Origin of the sequence: Acinetobacter sp. XS-4, assembly GCF_023920705.1 — a bacterium.
Lineage (GTDB): Bacteria > Pseudomonadota > Gammaproteobacteria > Pseudomonadales > Moraxellaceae > Acinetobacter.
On the sequence record NZ_CP094657.1, the window covers coordinates 306,783 to 324,773 of the forward strand.

General features: G+C 40.2%; 15 protein-coding genes. 14 read left to right on the forward strand and 1 reads right to left on the reverse strand.

The genetic code is table 11. The annotated features are described in order from the left end of the window. Window positions 1-3: 3 nt before the first annotated feature. The 6 genes from ftsI to MMY79_RS01505 are packed head-to-tail and all read left to right on the forward strand — an operon-like array spanning window position 4 to window position 7,086. Window positions 4-1,836, forward strand: coding sequence for a penicillin-binding protein PBP3 (gene ftsI, locus MMY79_RS01480; RefSeq protein WP_252611493.1), 1,833 nt, complete (start codon window positions 4-6; stop codon window positions 1,834-1,836). A gap of 3 nt (window positions 1,837-1,839) precedes the next feature. Next, entirely contained in the window at window positions 1,840-3,339 is a 1,500-nt protein-coding gene (locus MMY79_RS01485) for a UDP-N-acetylmuramoyl-L-alanyl-D-glutamate--2,6-diaminopimelate ligase (RefSeq protein ID WP_252611495.1), read from the forward strand. Window positions 3,340-3,347: 8 nt separating this feature from the next. Next, on the forward strand, window positions 3,348-4,748 hold the full coding sequence (murF, locus tag MMY79_RS01490) for a UDP-N-acetylmuramoyl-tripeptide--D-alanyl-D-alanine ligase (protein ID WP_252611497.1): 1,401 nt from the start codon (window positions 3,348-3,350) through the stop codon (window positions 4,746-4,748). Then, a complete protein-coding gene (gene mraY, locus MMY79_RS01495; protein ID WP_252611500.1) occupies window positions 4,749-5,867 on the forward strand; it encodes a phospho-N-acetylmuramoyl-pentapeptide-transferase in 1,119 nt (372 codons plus the stop codon). 59 nt (window positions 5,868-5,926) lie between these two features. Next, entirely contained in the window at window positions 5,927-6,259 is a 333-nt protein-coding gene (locus MMY79_RS01500; RefSeq protein WP_252611502.1) for a hypothetical protein, read from the forward strand. A gap of 2 nt (window positions 6,260-6,261) precedes the next feature. Next, complete coding sequence (locus MMY79_RS01505; protein WP_252611504.1) at window positions 6,262-7,086, forward strand: putative RNA methyltransferase; 825 nt, start codon at window positions 6,262-6,264, stop codon at window positions 7,084-7,086. Between the two features lie 53 nt (window positions 7,087-7,139). Here the strand turns inward: MMY79_RS01505 and ponA are convergent, their stop codons facing one another. Then, on the reverse strand, window positions 7,140-9,701 hold the full coding sequence (gene ponA / locus MMY79_RS01510; protein WP_252611506.1) for a penicillin-binding protein PBP1a: 2,562 nt from the start codon (window positions 9,699-9,701) through the stop codon (window positions 7,140-7,142). Window positions 9,702-9,861: 160 nt separating this feature from the next. Here ponA and MMY79_RS01515 point away from each other — a divergent pair, with 160 nt between their 5' ends. From MMY79_RS01515 to MMY79_RS01550, 8 genes are all read left to right on the forward strand, one after another. Continuing rightward, window positions 9,862-10,920, forward strand: coding sequence for a pilus assembly protein PilM (locus MMY79_RS01515; RefSeq protein WP_252611508.1), 1,059 nt, complete (start codon window positions 9,862-9,864; stop codon window positions 10,918-10,920). Continuing rightward, window positions 10,920-11,561 (forward strand): PilN domain-containing protein, encoded by a 642-nt coding sequence (locus tag MMY79_RS01520; protein WP_252611510.1) that lies wholly within the window; start codon window positions 10,920-10,922, stop codon window positions 11,559-11,561. Before MMY79_RS01515 ends, MMY79_RS01520 begins: the two co-directional genes overlap by 1 nt. Then, entirely contained in the window at window positions 11,558-12,307 is a 750-nt protein-coding gene (locus MMY79_RS01525; RefSeq protein WP_252611513.1) for a type 4a pilus biogenesis protein PilO, read from the forward strand. Before MMY79_RS01520 ends, MMY79_RS01525 begins: the two co-directional genes overlap by 4 nt. A 10-nt stretch (window positions 12,308-12,317) precedes the next feature. Next, window positions 12,318-12,845: a pilus assembly protein PilP gene (locus MMY79_RS01530; RefSeq protein WP_252611515.1), complete on the forward strand. Its 528-nt coding sequence runs from the start codon at window positions 12,318-12,320 to the stop codon at window positions 12,843-12,845. Between the two features lie 62 nt (window positions 12,846-12,907). Continuing rightward, window positions 12,908-15,031 (forward strand): type IV pilus secretin PilQ family protein, encoded by a 2,124-nt coding sequence (locus tag MMY79_RS01535; RefSeq protein WP_252611517.1) that lies wholly within the window; start codon window positions 12,908-12,910, stop codon window positions 15,029-15,031. A gap of 11 nt (window positions 15,032-15,042) precedes the next feature. Beyond that, window positions 15,043-15,612, forward strand: coding sequence for a shikimate kinase AroK (aroK, locus tag MMY79_RS01540; protein WP_252611518.1), 570 nt, complete (start codon window positions 15,043-15,045; stop codon window positions 15,610-15,612). 28 nt (window positions 15,613-15,640) lie between these two features. Further along, window positions 15,641-16,723, forward strand: a complete 1,083-nt coding sequence (gene aroB, locus MMY79_RS01545) for a 3-dehydroquinate synthase (RefSeq protein ID WP_252611520.1) — start codon at window positions 15,641-15,643, stop codon at window positions 16,721-16,723. 16 nt (window positions 16,724-16,739) lie between these two features. Further along, on the forward strand, window positions 16,740-17,621 hold the full coding sequence (locus MMY79_RS01550; protein ID WP_252611522.1) for a hypothetical protein: 882 nt from the start codon (window positions 16,740-16,742) through the stop codon (window positions 17,619-17,621). The last annotated feature ends 370 nt before the right edge of the window (window positions 17,622-17,991 follow it).

Genomic DNA, 17,991 nt, shown 5'->3' on the forward strand with positions numbered 1-17,991 from the left:
TGTATGGTAGATAAGCGAACAAAACAAACACGGAAAAAACAGCAGTCTATTTCGGAAAAACCAACTCTTGCCTTTGATATGTGGCGGTTTTATCTGCTCTGGGCAGTAGTGTTACTCTGTTTTGTTGTTTTAATTGCACGTGCATTCTATGTACAGGTAATTAATAAGGATTTTTTACAAAACAAGGCTAATGCCAATATTTTGCGTACTGAGCGTGTGGAAGCTATGCGTGGCGTGATTAGTGATCGCCATGGTGTGCCTTTAGCAATTAGTACACCGATCATGAAAATCGTAATGGATCCACGTGATTATTTCGATACAAAGCACTTATATGACCAAATTACAGCAGAATTAAAGAAAGATCCGAATAATCGTAAATTAAAAAGACAATTACCCGATAAAAACTTGAATCTTGATGAGTTAGCGGATGTCGTTGGTTTAGATCGTGCCGATCTTAAAAAGCAGATGAATGCACGACCGCGTTCTCGGTATCTGGTTTTGAAAAAAGAAATACCACCGCAACAGGCAGACCTCATTACGAAGGGTAACTTTCAAGGCGTGTATGCCGAGAAAACGTATAAGCGTTATTATCCTCAACCACAGCCAAATGCCCAGATTATTGGTTTAACCAACAGTGAAGGCCAAGGGATTGAAGGCTTAGAAATGCAGCTCAATAAACAGCTGTCGGGTGTGGATGGTGAGCAAAAAATTATTCGTGATAAGCGCGGAAATCGCTTAAAAGTTTCAGAGGTTATCCGTGAGGGTGAGCCGGGCGAAAACATCACTTTAAGTATCGACTCTCGTTTGCAATACATTATGTATAGAGAGTTGACCGCAGCTGGTGTTGCAAATAATGCCCGTTCGGCAACTGCAATTGCTGTAGATGTTAAGACTGGTGAAATTCTGGCGATGACCAGCTGGCCGTCATATAACCCGAATGATAAAAATGGTTTGTCTAATAAAGATGCCATGCGTAACCGCGGTGCGATTGATATGTTCGAACCGGGTTCTACCATGAAGCCATTTACAATTTCTTCTGCATTAGAAACTGGGCAATATACGCCTAACACGATTGTAAATACGTCTCCGGGTTCAATGCGTTTAGGTTGGCATACGATTCGTGATACTCATAACTATGGTGCTTTAACTGTTAGTGGCGTCATTATTAAGTCTTCAAACGTGGGTTCTGCAAAAATTGCATTGTCACTTCCAAAAGAAACACTACCAAGCTTCTTTAATCGTGCTGGTTTTGGTAAACGCTCGGCTGTGAAATTCCCTGGGGAAAGCTCAGGCTTAGTGCTTCCAGTGAGTAAATTGAACTCTTCTCAAATTGGTACTATGGCTTATGGTTATGGTCTAAATGCGACTATTCTTCAGTTAGCTCAAGGCTATGCAATGCTTGCAAATCATGGCGAGAAAATGCCTTTAAGCCTGCATAAATTAGATCAGGCACCTAAAGGGGAACAAGTTCTTGCTCCAAAAATTGCCGATCAGGTTTTGCTCATGCTAGAGCAAGTTACGATGCCTGGTGGTACTGCAAAGCAAGCTAATATTCCGGGTTATCGCGTTGGTGGTAAAACAGGTACGGCCCATAAACTTCGTGCAGACCGTAAAGGTTATTCAAATAATGAATACCGTGCTTTATTTGCTGGTGTTGCTCCAATTAGCGACCCACGTTTAGCCGTTATAGTCGTTGTTGAAAACCCACAAGGTCGTTATTACGGTGGTTTGGTTGCGGCACCTGTTTTTGCACGCATTATGCAAGAATCATTACGTTTAATGAATGTCCCGCTTGATAAGCCCCTTGATACTTCAGTAAATCCTATTCGCAGGTAAGCTATGTCTGTTTCTTTTCAAGAAATTAATCCAGTCGAGATTAATGCACAGTGGTCTAAGCAGCCCTTTCATGGCTTTAGTCTAGATAGCCGTAAGGTTGAATCAGGCCAGATTTTTATTGCTTTGACTAGTTATAGCCAACCTGAAAAAACATGTGCTTTTGCTGAGTCAGCTTTAGCTAATGGCGCACTTGCGATCATTAGTGAGACTGAGCTGGGTGTGGCAAATGAATGGGTATGCCCTGACGTACGTCAGCGTATGGGTGAATGGCAAGAGCGTTATTTGCAATATATAGATCCTGTTACACCAGCACGTATTGTTGCAGTAACAGGCACAAATGGTAAAACGACAATTTCACGTCTAGTTACTGAATTAATTAGTTCGCAACAACAGCGCTGTGCTGTGATGGGTACAACTGGTAATGGTATTTTGCCTGATCTGACGCCATCAACTCATACTACGCTCGATGCTTTACAGCTACAAAATGCATTGCATGATTATGCTAAACAAGGTGCGACTTTCGCTTCTCTGGAAGCAAGCTCACATGGTTTAGAGCAAGGTCGTTTAAATGGTTGTGCGATTGAGATTGCTGTTTATAGTAATTTGAGTCGCGATCATCTGGATTATCACGGCACTTTAGAGGCTTACGCAGAAGCAAAAGCTCTCTTATTCCGTTTTAATTCTTTAAAAGTAGCTGTTATTAATCTTGATGATGAACATGCTGCTCTTATGATAAATGCAGCAAAACAAAATCCTGCTCAGCCAAAGATTCTGACGTATTCACTTACCCAAAATACGGCTGACTATTATATTAGTGACTTAAGTTACTCTTTAGCTGGGGCGACTTTTAATTTAGTCAGTCAGCAAGGTTCTTTTGCTGTTCAAAGTCCATTATTGGGGCATTTCAATGTCGAAAACCTAATAGCAGCACTTATTGCTGCTGAACAAGCAGGTTTTGATTTGGAAGCATTAGTCGCTTTTGTTCCTAAGCTTATTGGTGCACCGGGACGAATGCAGGTTATTCGCGATGGTGAGCGTTTATTTGTTGTGGATTATGCACACACACCTGATGCTTTAATTCAGGTGCTTAAAACTTTAAAACGTCATGTATCTAATCAGCTTTGGGCAGTATTCGGATGTGGTGGAGATCGTGACCGTGGTAAACGTCCACTCATGACTCAAGCCGCTTTAGATGGAGCGAATCCGATTATTCTAACTTCGGATAATCCAAGAACCGAAGATACTGAACAAATTTTTGCTGATATGAAGCAAGGAATTGATTTTTCTGGGCATCGCATGCAGGAAATTCATGATCGCCGTGAAGCAATTAAGTTTGTTGCACAGCAAGCTCAAGCTGGTGATATTGTGGTTATTGCTGGTAAAGGTCATGAAAACTATCAAGAAATTAATGGTGTGCGTCACTGGTTTGATGATGTTGTCGAAGTACAATCAGCAATTGCTGCGCAGCATCATACTGTAGACGCTGCTTACCCTGCACAATAGGATTATTTATGCATACTTCAACCACCAGTACCGTGCCTTTGGAACCGTGGACAGCTCAACAATTACAACAGGCAACGCAGGGCTATTGGCATAAAGACCAGATCCCTCAAACTGAAATTAAACGTATTTTAACGGACTCTCGTCATGCTGAAACTGGGGACGCCTTTTTAGCACTAAAAGGTGAACGTTTTGATGCGCACGACTTTGTAGCTCAGGTTGCAGCGAATGGTTGTCAAATCGCAATTGTTGAACACCCGCTTGATGTAGAAATTGCACAACTGGTTGTTGCTGATACGCGCTTGGCTTTGGGGCAACTCGGTGCTTATCGCCGTGAGCAAAATACTCAATTAAAAGTGATTGCTTTAACAGGCAGTAGCGGTAAAACGACAACTAAAGAAATGTTAGGAAGTATATTGTCGCGCTTAGCTCCGACATTGATCACCCGTGGTAATTTAAATAATGACCTTGGTGTACCCATGATGCTGCTAGAGCTTCGCAAGGAACATCAATATGCGGTGATGGAGTTGGGTGCAAGCCATCAAGGTGAGATTGATTACACATCAAAACTCGTTCAGCCCCATGTTGCAGGCATTTTGAATATTGGTACAGCTCATCTGGGCGAATTTGGTGGTCGTGAAGGTATTTGCCGAGCTAAATCGGAAATTTATCGTCATATTTTACCAAATGGCGTTGCAATCGTACCGCAACAAGATGATTTCGCTGCTGAGATTTTTGACGCTGCAAAAGCGTATCGTATTTCTACATTTGGTGTGGGTGGCGATGTTTATGCAACAGATATTGAATTACTACCTCAATCAACAAATTTTACGCTACATACACCACAAGGCAGCAGTACCGTTAAGCTTCCTTTTGCTGGTGAGCATAATGTTCAAAATGCGACCGCAGCTGTAGCTTTTGCTTTAGCAATTGGTATTGGACTGGAAGATATTGTTCAAGGCTTAGAGCAAGCTCAGGGAGCTAAAGGTCGTCTTAACTTTATTCAAAAGTCACCTTACTTATTTATTGATGATACCTACAATGCCAATCCAACTTCTATGCGTGCTGCTGCACAAGTGTTATTGCAGCAACAAGGCGTAAAAGTGATGGTCATGGGGGATATTGGTGAGTTAGGTGAGAGCAGTTGGCAAGAACACCACGATTTAGGCCGTGATCTTGCTGAGCTTCATTTAGATCATATTATTGCAGTTGGGCAGTTTGCTCCAGCCGCTTTCGAGGGTGCACACTCTCATTCCAATAAAGTGAAAGCATTTCAGACACAAGCTGAGGCGCTTCCATTTCTAATCAATCTAATCCAAACACATCAACCACAGTCCATGAGTTTCCTGTTTAAAGGTTCTCGCTTTACTCATATGGAAACGTTGATGGCTGATTTGATGGAGAAACTTTAAATGCTGTTATGGTTGTTTGAACAACTTGCGGGCTATCACAGTTCGTTTCAGGTCGTTCGTTATTTAACATTACGTTCTTTACTCAGTGTATTAACTTCACTGACCATTGGTCTGGTCCTCGGACCGATCATGATTCGTAAATTACAAGCGTTAAAATACGGTCAGGCAGTAAGTTCATTTGCTCCTGAAAATCATGCTAAAAAGATGGGTACACCAACCATGGGCGGGATTTTAATTCTGCTTTCAATTGGTATTAGTACTTTACTCTGGGCTGATTTATCTAATCCCTATGTTTGGATTGTGCTTGGTGTAATGGTTGTGTTCGGTGCTGTGGGCTGGGCAGATGACTGGATTAAAATTCGCTATAAAGACAATGCAGGTTTACCTGCACGTAAGAAGTTTTTCTGGACTTCAGTTGCATCGCTTGGGGCGGGTATTGCTTTATATTTAATTGCAACCCAACAGTCGAATGCTGATTATACTGCAAACATGCTGGATTTATTGATTCCATTCTTTAAGAATCTTTCAATTCCACTTTCTATGGTTCCTTTGGGCTTGGCGTTTATTGTATTTACCTATCTGGTTATTAATGGTGCCTCTAACGCCGTTAACTTAACTGATGGTTTAGATGGTTTGGCAATTATGCCTGTTGTAATGGTTGCTACTGGCTTAGGTGTATTTGCTTATTTGTCAGGTGACATCCGTTTCGCAAACTATTTGCATATTCCCTATGTGAAATATACCTCTGAGCTTGTTGTAATCTGCTCTGCCATGATTGGTGCAGGTTTGGCATTTCTTTGGTATAACGCACACCCTGCTCAAATCTTTATGGGTGATGTTGGCGCATTAGCTTTAGGTGCAATGCTTGGAACGATTGCTGTTATGGTGCGCCAAGAAATCGTATTTGCGATTATGGGTGGTGTGTTTGTAATGGAGGCAGTATCTGTCTTCTTGCAAATTGGATCGCTGCGGATGCGTAATAAACGTGTGTTCTTAATGGCGCCGCTGCATCATCACTATGAAAAGCAGGGCTGGAAAGAAACCCAAGTTGTGATTCGTTTTTGGATTATTACAATTATATTAGTAGTTTTAGGTCTAATGACTTTAAAATTGCGATAGATCTTATTTTAGTGTCAATATAAAGCCAGTTCTACTGGCTTTTTTTATTGGAGAGATGAATGACAAAAGTTGCTGGTCTAGACCAATTATCTGTAATTAATCAGAAAGTAGTTGGAGAGGGCGAGGTATTACCTCAGGTCGTACTGAAAGATGGAAGTCAGGTGCAAACAGGAACTGTCGCTACAATGCTGCATAATATTAAACTATATAATGCAGGCCAAAGAGGCCAGATTGAGGAAGAATTAAAGATTGCTATTCCAACTTTAGTCAAAGTGGGGCTATTTGATTTATTTCAGGTAGATGAATGGATTAGTGGAGCTAATGCGGGACGTACATTTGTGGGAATGCATGCACAAAGTTATTTACAACAAAAAGAACAAGAGAATAATTAAAAGTGACTAAGCAAATTTTAATGTGTCCTGTGTGTCGTCAGTCTCTCAATTTAAATGAAAAAACTTGGCGGTGTGGACAAGGGCATAGTTATGATGTCGCTAAACAAGGTTATGTGAACTTACATGTTGTGCAACATAAACATAGTAAGAACCCTGGAGATACACCAGAGTCAGTCGATGCGCGACGAGCTTTTTTACAAGGTGGTTATTATCAACCTTTGCAACATGCCGTAGTCGCTTTATTAAAACAATTAGGTGTAAAAACCGTACTTGATATTGGGTGTGGTGAAGGCTATTACACAAGTGCCATGCAGCAAGTCGTTGAGCAATGTATTGGTGTTGATATTGCAAAAAATGCGGTACAGCGTGCAGCAAAGCTCAATACTGAGGTGACTTGGGTTGTGGGAACTGGTGCGACTTTGCCTGTACTTGATCAAAGTATGGATGCATGTACCAGTTTGTTTAGCCCAATTCCACAAGCAGAAATTGCACGTGTTTTAAAAGATGATGGATATTTAATTGTTGTCACTCCTGCATCTGAACATTTATATGCAATGCGTGAAGCTTTATTTGAACAGGTTAACCCTCATACACCAGAAAAGTTTGTAGAGCAGTTGCAAGATTTGTTTGAGCTCAAACAAGAGCAAATTATTAATGCCCCTTTTGTGCTTGATCAACAGGCTTTAAAAAATCTGATTGCTATGACACCTTATGCTTATAAAGCATCTCCTGAGCGTCGTTTGCAGTTAGAGCAGCAGTCGCAATTAGAGGTAACAGCATCTTTTCAAATTTATGTCTTTCAGAAACGTAATAAAACAGCTAGCTAGCAGTTCATTTTTAAAAGCGTAAAAAAAGCCATCATACGATGGCTTTTTTATATTTACTCAATCTGATTAATCAGATTTTCTAGTTCATCTTTCTCACGCTTCGGTGCTGCTCCCTGTGAAGGCTTCATAGCAGGAGGTGCTGCTTTTGATGGAATAACAATTTCTTCACCTGGCAAATCGGAAAAGTCATTGTCATTGCTTAGTTTTGGTTGTGGTGGTGCTGGGCGATAAAGCGGGCGTGCTAATGGTGGAGCTGCACGATAAGTTTTCTTATCGCCTACCTCAGTAACAGTTTGTTGTTTGTCACGTGAAATAGGGCCTTGAGCATCTTTATCTAAACGAACCCAAGATGCTGGTGTACCTTGCAATGCTTGACCCATGAAGTTAATCCAGATTGGTAATGCAGCAATACCGCCATACTCACGACGACCTAATGTAGTCGGCTGGTCAAATCCAACCCACGTTACAGTCACTAATTTACCGTTAAAGCCTGCAAACCATGCATCTTTTGCGTCATTGGTTGTACCTGTTTTACCACCTAAATCACTACGACCAATTTTAAGTGCTGCACGACCTGTACCATGCTCAATTACATCACGTAAAATATTGGCCATGTCATAAGCAGAGCTTGATTTTAAAATACGTTGAGCTTGGCGGTACTCGCTATTCGCTTTATCACTCTGTTTAAGATTAAGTTGTTTAGCAGCCTTTTCTTTCTGCTCTACATCTTTGTTCGTAACTTCAATGACTTCATCATCTGTTGTTGTAGCTTTCTGCTCGTCATCAGTTGTGTCAGGCGCATTAATGCATGAAATACATGCATATTCTGGCTTAGCTTCATAAATCACTTTACCGTATGCGTCTTCAATACGCTGAATAAAGTGTGGTTGAACACGATAACCACCATTTGCAAAAGTTGCATATCCAGTTGCCATTTGAATTGGTAAGACTTGAGGGGTACCTAAGGCAATGGTGTAGTTGCGTGGAATTTGATCTTCTTGTAAACCAAAATCCATGAATAACTGGCGTGTACGTTCAATTCCCACCGTTTGTAAAAGGCGTACTGATACGGTATTACGAGACAAATACAAAGCACGGCGTAAAGGGATCATTCCTAAATAACGACCATCTGAGTTTCTAGGTGTCCACTTACCAATCGTGATAGGACTATCATTCACCATGCTGTACGGCGTCATACCGCGTTCTAATGCCAATGCATAGACAAACGGTTTGATCGTTGAACCGGGTTGGCGCCAGCCTTGTAAGGCACGGTTAAATTTCGATTGATAGAAGTTATAACCACCTACAATTGCTTCAATTGAACCATCATTCGGGTTAATCGCAATAAGTTGACCTTGAACTTTTGGAACCTGAACTAAAGACCATGCTGTTTTTGCATCATTTGGACGTAAGCGAACAATATCTTTAACTTGAACAATTTGAGACGCGCGCGAAGGAGCACCACCTACACTATTCGCATTGCGATAGGGGCGAGCCCATGACATACCTGACCACTGTACAGTAACGGTGGTACCATCTTGCATTAATGCGTCAAAAGAGCTGCTATTTACCTTGGTGATTTGTGCAGGGTAGGTATTGGCATATGCTCTAAATTCATTTAATGGTTTATCGTGTGCTTCTGCACCACGCCAGCCATGACGACGGTCGTAAGCTTCAAGACCATCTTGTACAGATTTCTCTGCAATCGCTTGGCGTTTAGCATTGATGGTTGTATAGACTTTATAACCAGAATCAATGGCTTGTTCGCCAAAATGCTTAACGAGTTCCGAGCGAACCATTTCGCCCGCATACGGGTGAATATTATTTAAATCCCGATTGGGCATGTTTAGGTTAATCGGTTCAGCTACAGCTTTTTGATATTCTGCTTGAGAGATATAACCCAGCTGTAACATACGGCCTAAAATCCAGTTACGTCTTTCAAGCGCACGCTCAGGATTAACCACAGGATTGTATTTAGAAGGTGCTTTTGGCAAACCTGCAATCATTGCCATTTGAGCAATGCTGAGTTCATTAATACTTTTGTTGTAATAAATTTTGGCTGCCGCTGCGATACCGTAGGCATTTTTTCCTAGGAAGATTTTATTCACATAAAGGCTGAGAATTTCTTCTTTAGATAAATTTTGCTCAATTTTTCGAGCCAAAAAGATCTCAGTTATTTTGCGTTTTAAGGTTCTTTCTGGGCTCAAATAATAGTTCTTTGCAACCTGCATGGTAATGGTTGAACCACCAGTTTGCACATCAGAGCCAGTCACACTTTCACTTAAAGCACGTCCTAAACCTTTAAAACTGATCCCGCTATGTTCAAAGAAAGAAGAGTCTTCTGCTGCTAAAAATGCATGAATAAAAGCAGGAGGAATTTGTTTGTATTCAACTGGAATAGAAAGCTTACCACCATACTCGGCAATCAGTTGATTATCCGATGTGTAGACCTGTAGAGGTTTTAAAAGCGGAGCTTTTTTTAGTGAACTCATTTCAGGTAGCGATGGGGCGATATAGAGATACATGCCATAAAAGCCCATCGGAAGTGAGACTAAGATAATAATAATGATCAAAAAAATTGGACGCACGAAGCCCAAACTGGATAGCTTTTTCATGATAAGTAAGCTTTAATAAGATCGAATACAAACTAATTGTGGTCAGTATAGCCTTTAGACATGCGGATTGTTAGATGAGATATTGTATCCGTGTAAAAATAAAGACCTAGATTATTGGTTTGTAATTTTTTTGGGGATAAAAAAATAATAGGACAATAGTGTGCTCAGGTTATATCGTAAACCGAATAAGGGGTTAATGGGTGTCGATATTAGTTCGACTTCTGTTAAGTTGTTAGAGCTCTCTGTTAAGAACGGTAAATATTGGGTGGAAAGCTATGCTTTGATGCCTTTACCCGAGAACAGTGTAGTTGAAAAAAATATCTTGAATCCAGAGGCAGTGGCAGAAGCTTTGGAACGGGCGATGAATTTAGCAAATCCCCAAACCAGTAACGCTGCAATTGCTGTTCCAACATCGACGGTTATTCATAAAACCATCGAAATGGATGCAGATATGAATGATGATGAGCGAGAAGTTCAGATTCGTTTAGATGCGGAGCAGTATATACCGTTCCCTTTGGATGAGGTGAGTCTTGATTTTGAGGTTTTACCAGATCGACTGCCTAATCCAAACCGTGTAAATGTACTTCTAGTTGCAACAAGAACAGAAAATGTTGAAACACGAGTAGAAGTGCTGGAACTGGTGGATTTAACGCCTAAGCTTGCTGATGTCGAAAGTTATGCTGTCGGGCGTGCTTTTAGTGTATTTGCTGATAGTTTGCCCATGGGTGCAAATACCATTGGTATTTTAGATATCGGCCATACCATGACCACATTATCGGTTATGCAAAGTGGCAAAATCATTTATACCCGTGAACAAGTCTTCGGTGGCAAACAGCTTACACTGGAAATTCAAAGCCGTTATGGTTTGTCTTTAGAAGAAGCAGGGCGAGCTAAAAAAGAGCGCTCTTTACCCGATGACTATGATATCGAAGTTTTAGAGCCATTTTTAGATGCGGTCGTGCAGCAAGCGGCTAGGTCTCTACAATTTTTCTTTTCTTCGTCACAGTTCAATGAAATAGACCATATTTTACTAGCAGGTGGGAATGCCAATATTCCTGGGCTTGCTAAACTGTTGCAACAAAAGCTTGGTTACCGTGTGACCATTGCCAATCCATTTTTACAAATGGGTTTTTCTCCTCAAGTCGACATTCAAAAAATTGAAAATGATGCTTCATCATTAATGGTGGCATGTGGCTTGGCTTTAAGGAGTTTTGATTAATGGCAACAATTAACTTACTCCCTTGGCGTGATGGGCTTAGGGAACAGCGCAAAAAACAATTTATTATTTTATGTTTTGGGGTCGTTGTTCTGGGGATCACCACTGTATTTTCTGGGTGGTTTTATTTGAATCAAAAATTAGATGATCAAGAACAAGCTAATCAACTCATCACCAGTACAAACCAGAGTCTAGATCAACAGCTTAAAACCTTAAATGGCTTGCAAGAACAGCGTGATGCCATTATCGAGCGTATGAAACTTATTCAGGGATTGCAAAGTCAACGTCCTGTTGTTGTGCGTTTGGTAGATGAATTGGTACGAGTGACCCCAGCAGCAATGTACTTGACTAAATTTAGCCGGACTGGAGATAAATTTACCATTGAAGGTAAGGCTGAAAGTCCAAATACGGTCGCAGAGTTATTACGTAATCTCGAAGCATCACAATGGTATCGCAATGCTTTTATGAATTCATTCTTGGCGACTGAAGAGAAAAAAGATAAGACTGCGAGTTCGCTGCTTCCTAGAGTGGAAGATGGCTATGGCAGTTTTGTTGTGACTGTTGATTTGGGTGAAGCGGGGGTGACTACAACAGCTGATACCACCAATACATCTGTAAGCACGGATAAGGGGGCAGTTAAATGAGTCCGGATGAACTTCATGAGTTGTCGTTAGAACAAGCTCCATCTAAGAAAAAAAAGATCACTTTAGAAAAATTTCTTCAGCAATTTAACACCCTAGATATGAACAGTTATGGTAGCTGGCCATTATCTGTGAAAATTACGTGCTGGTTTTTTATTTTCTTTGCTGTATTGGCTTTGGGGTACTTTGTTGTTATTCAGCCAAAGCTACAAGCAATTGATAATGCAGAGGCGCAAGAAAGTAATTTGTTGAATGAGTTTCGAGAAAAGGATTCAAAATTACGTAATTTGCAGCAGTATCAGCTTCAGCTTCAAGAGATGCAAGCAAACTTTAATCAGCAGTTAGAGCAACTGCCAAAAGAAACCGAAATTCCAAGCTTGGTTGAGGATATTAACTTAACTGGTGTGAGTTCTGGTCTGAAGTTTAAGAATATCCGTTTAGAAGATGAAGTGAAGCAGGAAATCTTTATTGAACAGCCTATTACGATGGAAGCAACTGGCGATTATCACGCTTTTGGTGCCTTTGTTAGTAGTATTGCGGCATTACCACGTATTGTGACGATGCATGATTTTGTTGTAGAGGCTGCACCTGTTAAAGATAGTAAGTCAGATATTCCTGTACTTAACTATTCTATTAAAGCAAAAACTTATCGCTATATGGGCGCCGTAGAAAATGCTGAACATCCAGAAAATAATGCTTCGGCTTCTGTAGCACCTGTTTCCTCTACTGCTAATACACAGTCGAAATAGGAGCATTACAATGAAACTTAAGCAAATTTCTTTTTCTATTTTGGCATGTTTAGTTTTAGTTGGATGTGACTCGAGAATTGATGCTGTAAATCAGCAAATGGCAAATATACGTAATCAGCCACCACAGCCGATCGACCCAGCTCCTGTTTTTACAGCTGTGCCACAATTTAATTATGCGGCTCATCAGCTAAAGAGTCCATTTTTACCAAGCTCACTTGCTGCTGAGCTCAAAATTATGGCAGGAAAACGAGTCTATCCGAATTTTTCACGTGCACCTCAGCCCCTAGAAAGTTATGCATTAGAATCCTTAAACATGAAAGGAAGTATACGTAATAACCGTGGGCAAGTACTGGCTCTTATCCAATCACCTGATCAGCAAATTGAGCGGGTACAGGTGGGGAACTATATTGGGATGAATCAAGGACGTATTACTCATATTGGTCCAACCCAAATTGATCTGGTAGAAATTGTCCCTGATGGGCGCGAAGGCTATGTGGAGAGACCAAGAACCTTAGTGTTAATTGGGCCCGCACCCTAAAATTTAGGGAATAACAAAGAAAAAGTATTTTTAAAGATTATTTAATTGGGGATGGTCAGACAATGAATCACGTATTCCGTCAGTTTTCTATGGGGGCTGTAGCCATTGCACTTATGCAGGTTGCCTCTGCACAGGTCAGCATGACCAATATTGTACCGACACAAATTGCAGGTCAGGGTACAGAAATTAGAGTTATGTTCAATGGTTTGCCACCACAGCCACAGGCATATCAGCTTGAAAATCCTTCACGTTTGATTTTGGATTTTAATAAAGCTAACCAGACTTTAACACAGTCAAAAGTAGCGGTTGCTACAAATGAAGCGAGCTCTGTTGATGTAAGTTCTGACGATCAGCGTTCACGTTTAACTGTCAATTTAAAAGAGGCAGGTGCGTTTACAACACGTATTGAAGGCAATACTTTTATTTTAAAGATTAATTCAGCTCAAGCGGCTATTAAGCCTTTACCAACAGCTACAGTGCAATCCCAAGGTGTTTCAAATATTGGTTTTCAGCGTGGAAGTCAAGGTGAAGGGTTAATTGTTATTGATTTACTCGGAAGCAATACCCCTGTTGATGTTCAGCAACAAGGTAGCAAAGTCGTAGTGAGAACTCTGGGCTCTAAAATTCCTACACATTTGGCTAAACGTTTAAATGTGAACGATTTTGCGACCCCTGTTTCTACCATCGAGTCTTATAACGAAAAAGGTAATGGCGTTATTACGATCCAATCTAGTGGTAGCTATGAATATATGGCTTATCAGGCGGAAAATAAACTCACCATTAGCTTAAAGCGTCCTCAGGACAAAAATGTAAATACTGCATCTAAGCTATCTTATTCTGGTAATAAGCTTTCTCTTGATTTTCAAGATATTGAAGTTCGTAGAGTTCTACAGTTACTTGCTGATTTTACGGGCATTAATATGGTAGCTGCCGATAGTGTGCAGGGTAATATTACTTTGCGCTTGAAAGATGTTCCGTGGGATCAGGCACTTGATATTATTTTAAAGACCAAAAATCTTGATAAACGCAGAAATGGCAATGTTATTTGGATTGCTCCAGTTGCAGAGCTGATTAAGGCCGAAGATGATGAATCAAAAGCTTTAGCACAAACGATTAAGTTAGCACCGATTCAAACTGATTATATTCATTTGAGTTATGCTAAAGCCATAGATTTACTTAAGTTAATCGAAGATTCTCGTGATGGTAAGGGGGCAGTTGCGAATCGTACTGCAAACTCGGATTCTCTTGCGTTGGAGAGCTTATTAAGTTCACGCGGTAGTGCTGTGGCTGATACCCGTACTAATACTTTAATTATTAATGATACAGCACAAAATATTGATAAAATTCGTAAAATGATTGATTTGCTTGATGTACAAGTGAAGCAGGTCATGGTCGAAGCGCGTATTGTAAGAGCATCTACATCTTTCACCAAAGAACTAGGCGTTAAATGGGGAATATTGTCGCAAGGGATTACCAATAATAATAACTTGCTGGTTGGTGGTAGTGAAACAACCTTATGGAATTTAAGAAAGCCAGAAAAAGACACTACTACGGGTGCCTATAAATATACGATTGAACGTCCAGATAACTTAAATGTCGATTTAGGGGTAACCAATCCTGCGGGAAGTATTGCCTTTGGTTTAATTAGCATGTCTGATTTTATGCTTGATCTTGAACTTTCCGCATTACAAGCCGATGGCTATGGTGAAGTTATTTCTACTCCTAAAGTCATGACAGCAGATAAACAATCTGCAAAAGTCGCTACTGGTCAGCAAGTTCCTTATCTGATGACGACTACTTCTGGTGCTGGTTCCACAGCAACTACTTCATTTAAAGATGCACTCCTAAGCTTGGATGTTACCCCAAGTATTACGCCTGATGGTAAAATTCAAATGAAATTAGATATTTCTAAGGATTCTGTAGCAGGCGAAGCCCCTAATGGTGAGTTAATTTTAAATAAAAATAATATTAATACGAATGTATTGGTTAATGATGGTGAAACGGTCATTTTAGGAGGGGTGTTTGAGCAGACGACAACTAACTCACAAACCAAGGTTCCTTTCTTTGGTGATATTCCTGTACTTGGGCATTTATTCAGAAAAGATGTGAAATCTGATGATAAACAAGAGTTACTGATTTTCGTTACGCCACGAATTGTTAATGACACTTTGGTGAGAAATCATTAATATATTTTTTAATGAAAGCAATTGAAATAGGTGGCGCCTTGCCAAGCAAAGCGTTTGAAACCCTGCCAAATATTTATTTGGTAGGGCCCATGGGGGCAGGAAAAACAACCGTTGGACGTCATTTAGCCGAAATATTAGGGCGTGAATTTTTAGATAGTGATCATGAAATTGAACGCAAAACAGGTGCTACTATTCCTTGGATTTTTGAAAAAGAAGGGGAATTTGGATTTCGTGCTCGTGAAACTATAGTGTTGAATGAGTTGACTTCTCGCAAGGCTTTGGTTTTGGCAACAGGTGGTGGCGCGGTTACTCAACCCCCCAATCGTGAGTTTCTAAAGCAGCGTGGTATTGTTGTTTATCTTTACACTCCAGTGGAACTACAATTACAACGAACTTATCGCGATAAAAACCGACCTCTATTACAAGTTGAAAACCCTGAACAAAAATTGCGCGATTTATTAAAAATACGTGATCCTTTATATCGTGAAGTTGCTCATTACACGATTGAAACCAATCAGGGTGCTGCACGTGATCTTGCTCAAAAGATTTTGCAACTTATTTTGTCTAACACGCTAAAATAGCCAAACTTACTCGTGGTTTAATAAACTCATGCAAACTTTACATGTTGAATTAGGCGAACGCCGTTACCCTATTTTTATTGGCAGTCAACTTGATCCTAAGCAGTTGCTTGAACCTTATATTCATGGTCAACAGGTCATGATTGTAAGTAACGAAACGGTCGCTCCTTTATATTTATCTCACTATCAAGAAGCATTAAAAAATTTGGGTAAAACGATAGCTACTTGTATTTTGCCCGATGGTGAAAAATATAAAGATATTCAACATTTAAATTTAATTTTTGATGCATTACTTGAAGCTGGTTTTAACCGAGATTGTACGGTTCTAGCTTTAGGCGGCGGTGTTATTGGTGATATGGCTGGCTTTGCCTCAGCATGTTTCCAGCGTGGAGTGTATTTTATTCAGGTTCCTACCACACTTCTTTCACAGGTAGACTCAAGTGTAGGCGGTAAAACTGGAATTAATCATCCACTAGGTAAAAACATGCTTGGTGCATTTCAGCAGCCTCAAGTTGTTTTGGCTGATATGGCCCAACTCAATACTTTACCTGATCGAGAATTGTCTGCTGGATTATCAGAAATTATTAAATATGCCTTGTTAGGTGATGCTGATTTTCTGGTGTGGTTAGAGCAAAATATGGATGGATTGGTTGGACGAGATGCTCATCTTTTAGCAGAAGCTGTTTATCGTTCATGTGCCCATAAAGCCCGTATTGTTGCAAATGATGAAAAAGAGCAAGGCGAGAGAGCTTTACTCAACCTAGGTCATACATTTGGTCATGCGATTGAATCTTACCTTGGTTACGGTACTTGGTTGCATGGCGAAGCAGTTGCTACCGGCATGGTAATGGCGGCCGATTTATCACAGCGTTTAGGCTGGATTTCAAGTGATGATGTAGAGCGTACAAAAAAAATTATTCAACGCGCTAATTTGCCGATATCATGTCCAAAAATTCCATTGGATGAATTCCTTGGATATATGGCACATGATAAAAAAGTCCTCAATGGTCAATTACGTTTAGTGTTGTTAAAGCAACTTGGACAAGCGGTAATTACTAAAGACTTTGATGTTGAACTCATGAAACAAGCTATTTTGGCAAATCAACACGGATAATAAATTAAGGTAACACATGACTGTATCACGTACACTTTGGCAGAATGTTCAACAATATATCTGGTTGGTGGGTGGTATCGTCTGCTTGTTTCTGGCTTTTCTTTTCTGGGTAATGACTGATAGTAAGAAGCTTGTAGAAGTAGAAAAAGCAGCCGATTCAGAAACACCAGTACAAATTCAGCCAGAAAAAGTGGCAACAACGGTTAACTTAGGGGCTTTAGCTGATGAAGTTAGGCCTCTTGATTTAACGACTCGTACGGTTGCTTCAGGTCAGCATGAGGCAGAGTTCCGCGGTACAAAATTTATTAGCGAAAACAAGAAACAGTGGACGCTTGAGCTGTTCCGTGCATCTGATGAAGATATTGTTAAAAACTTTTTAAAGAATCGTTCAGACCGAAATAAATTTATTTACTTCCGGTTAAGTGGTGATAAGCAATCTGAACAATATGTTTTGACATATGGTGTATTTAAACGTTCTGAAGATGCAATTCAGCAATTAACGCAACTGAACCTTGATTTGCCTGAATCAATTAAGCCACAACCACAACAATTTTCTACTTATGTACCCCTAGTTAATGATTTAGGTGCAGATGAAATGAAAGGTGGGATTAGCCAAACTTATGAGGTGCGTTTACGCCCAGCTGCATTACCTAAAATTGATGAGTCTTTACTCATGGGCGCAGGTGCAAATAGTGCTGTAAGTGCACAACCTAAAGTAGCTACTCCAGCAACGAACTCTACGACTCGGACAACCATTATTCGCCGAGATGCTGAAGGAAATGTTGTGGATGTACATCAATCGAATTCTGCTGCTGATACGGCTAAAAAGGCTCAACAAAATCGTGCAACTGAAGCTCCTCCTAAAAATGCAACAAATGAGGGCACAAGAGGGAACTAACGATAAGAATAATCTGCACAAATATAGTGCAATAATAAGATGTATATATAATAAATGACCAAGTGTGGTGCATATTTGGTCATTTATTAAAATGATAGCCTGAATAAAATCGATCTATTTGTAATAAATATAAATACTTAAGTTGTTAAAATTATATTGGCATAGTTTTTGCTTTATTCTTGTGCTTATTAATGTACTGCTAACTATTTTGGCGCTCTAAAGAGTGAAGTCTATGCAGAGTCGTGGGGTCGAGCTGCTTTAAAAGAGTGCGAAATAAGTCAAAACATTTTTCTAGCAAAAACCAGTGTACGTAAAAATGGAACAGCGTATATTGGCTTATCAGCCCAAAATTTTTTTTTGCGAAACATTG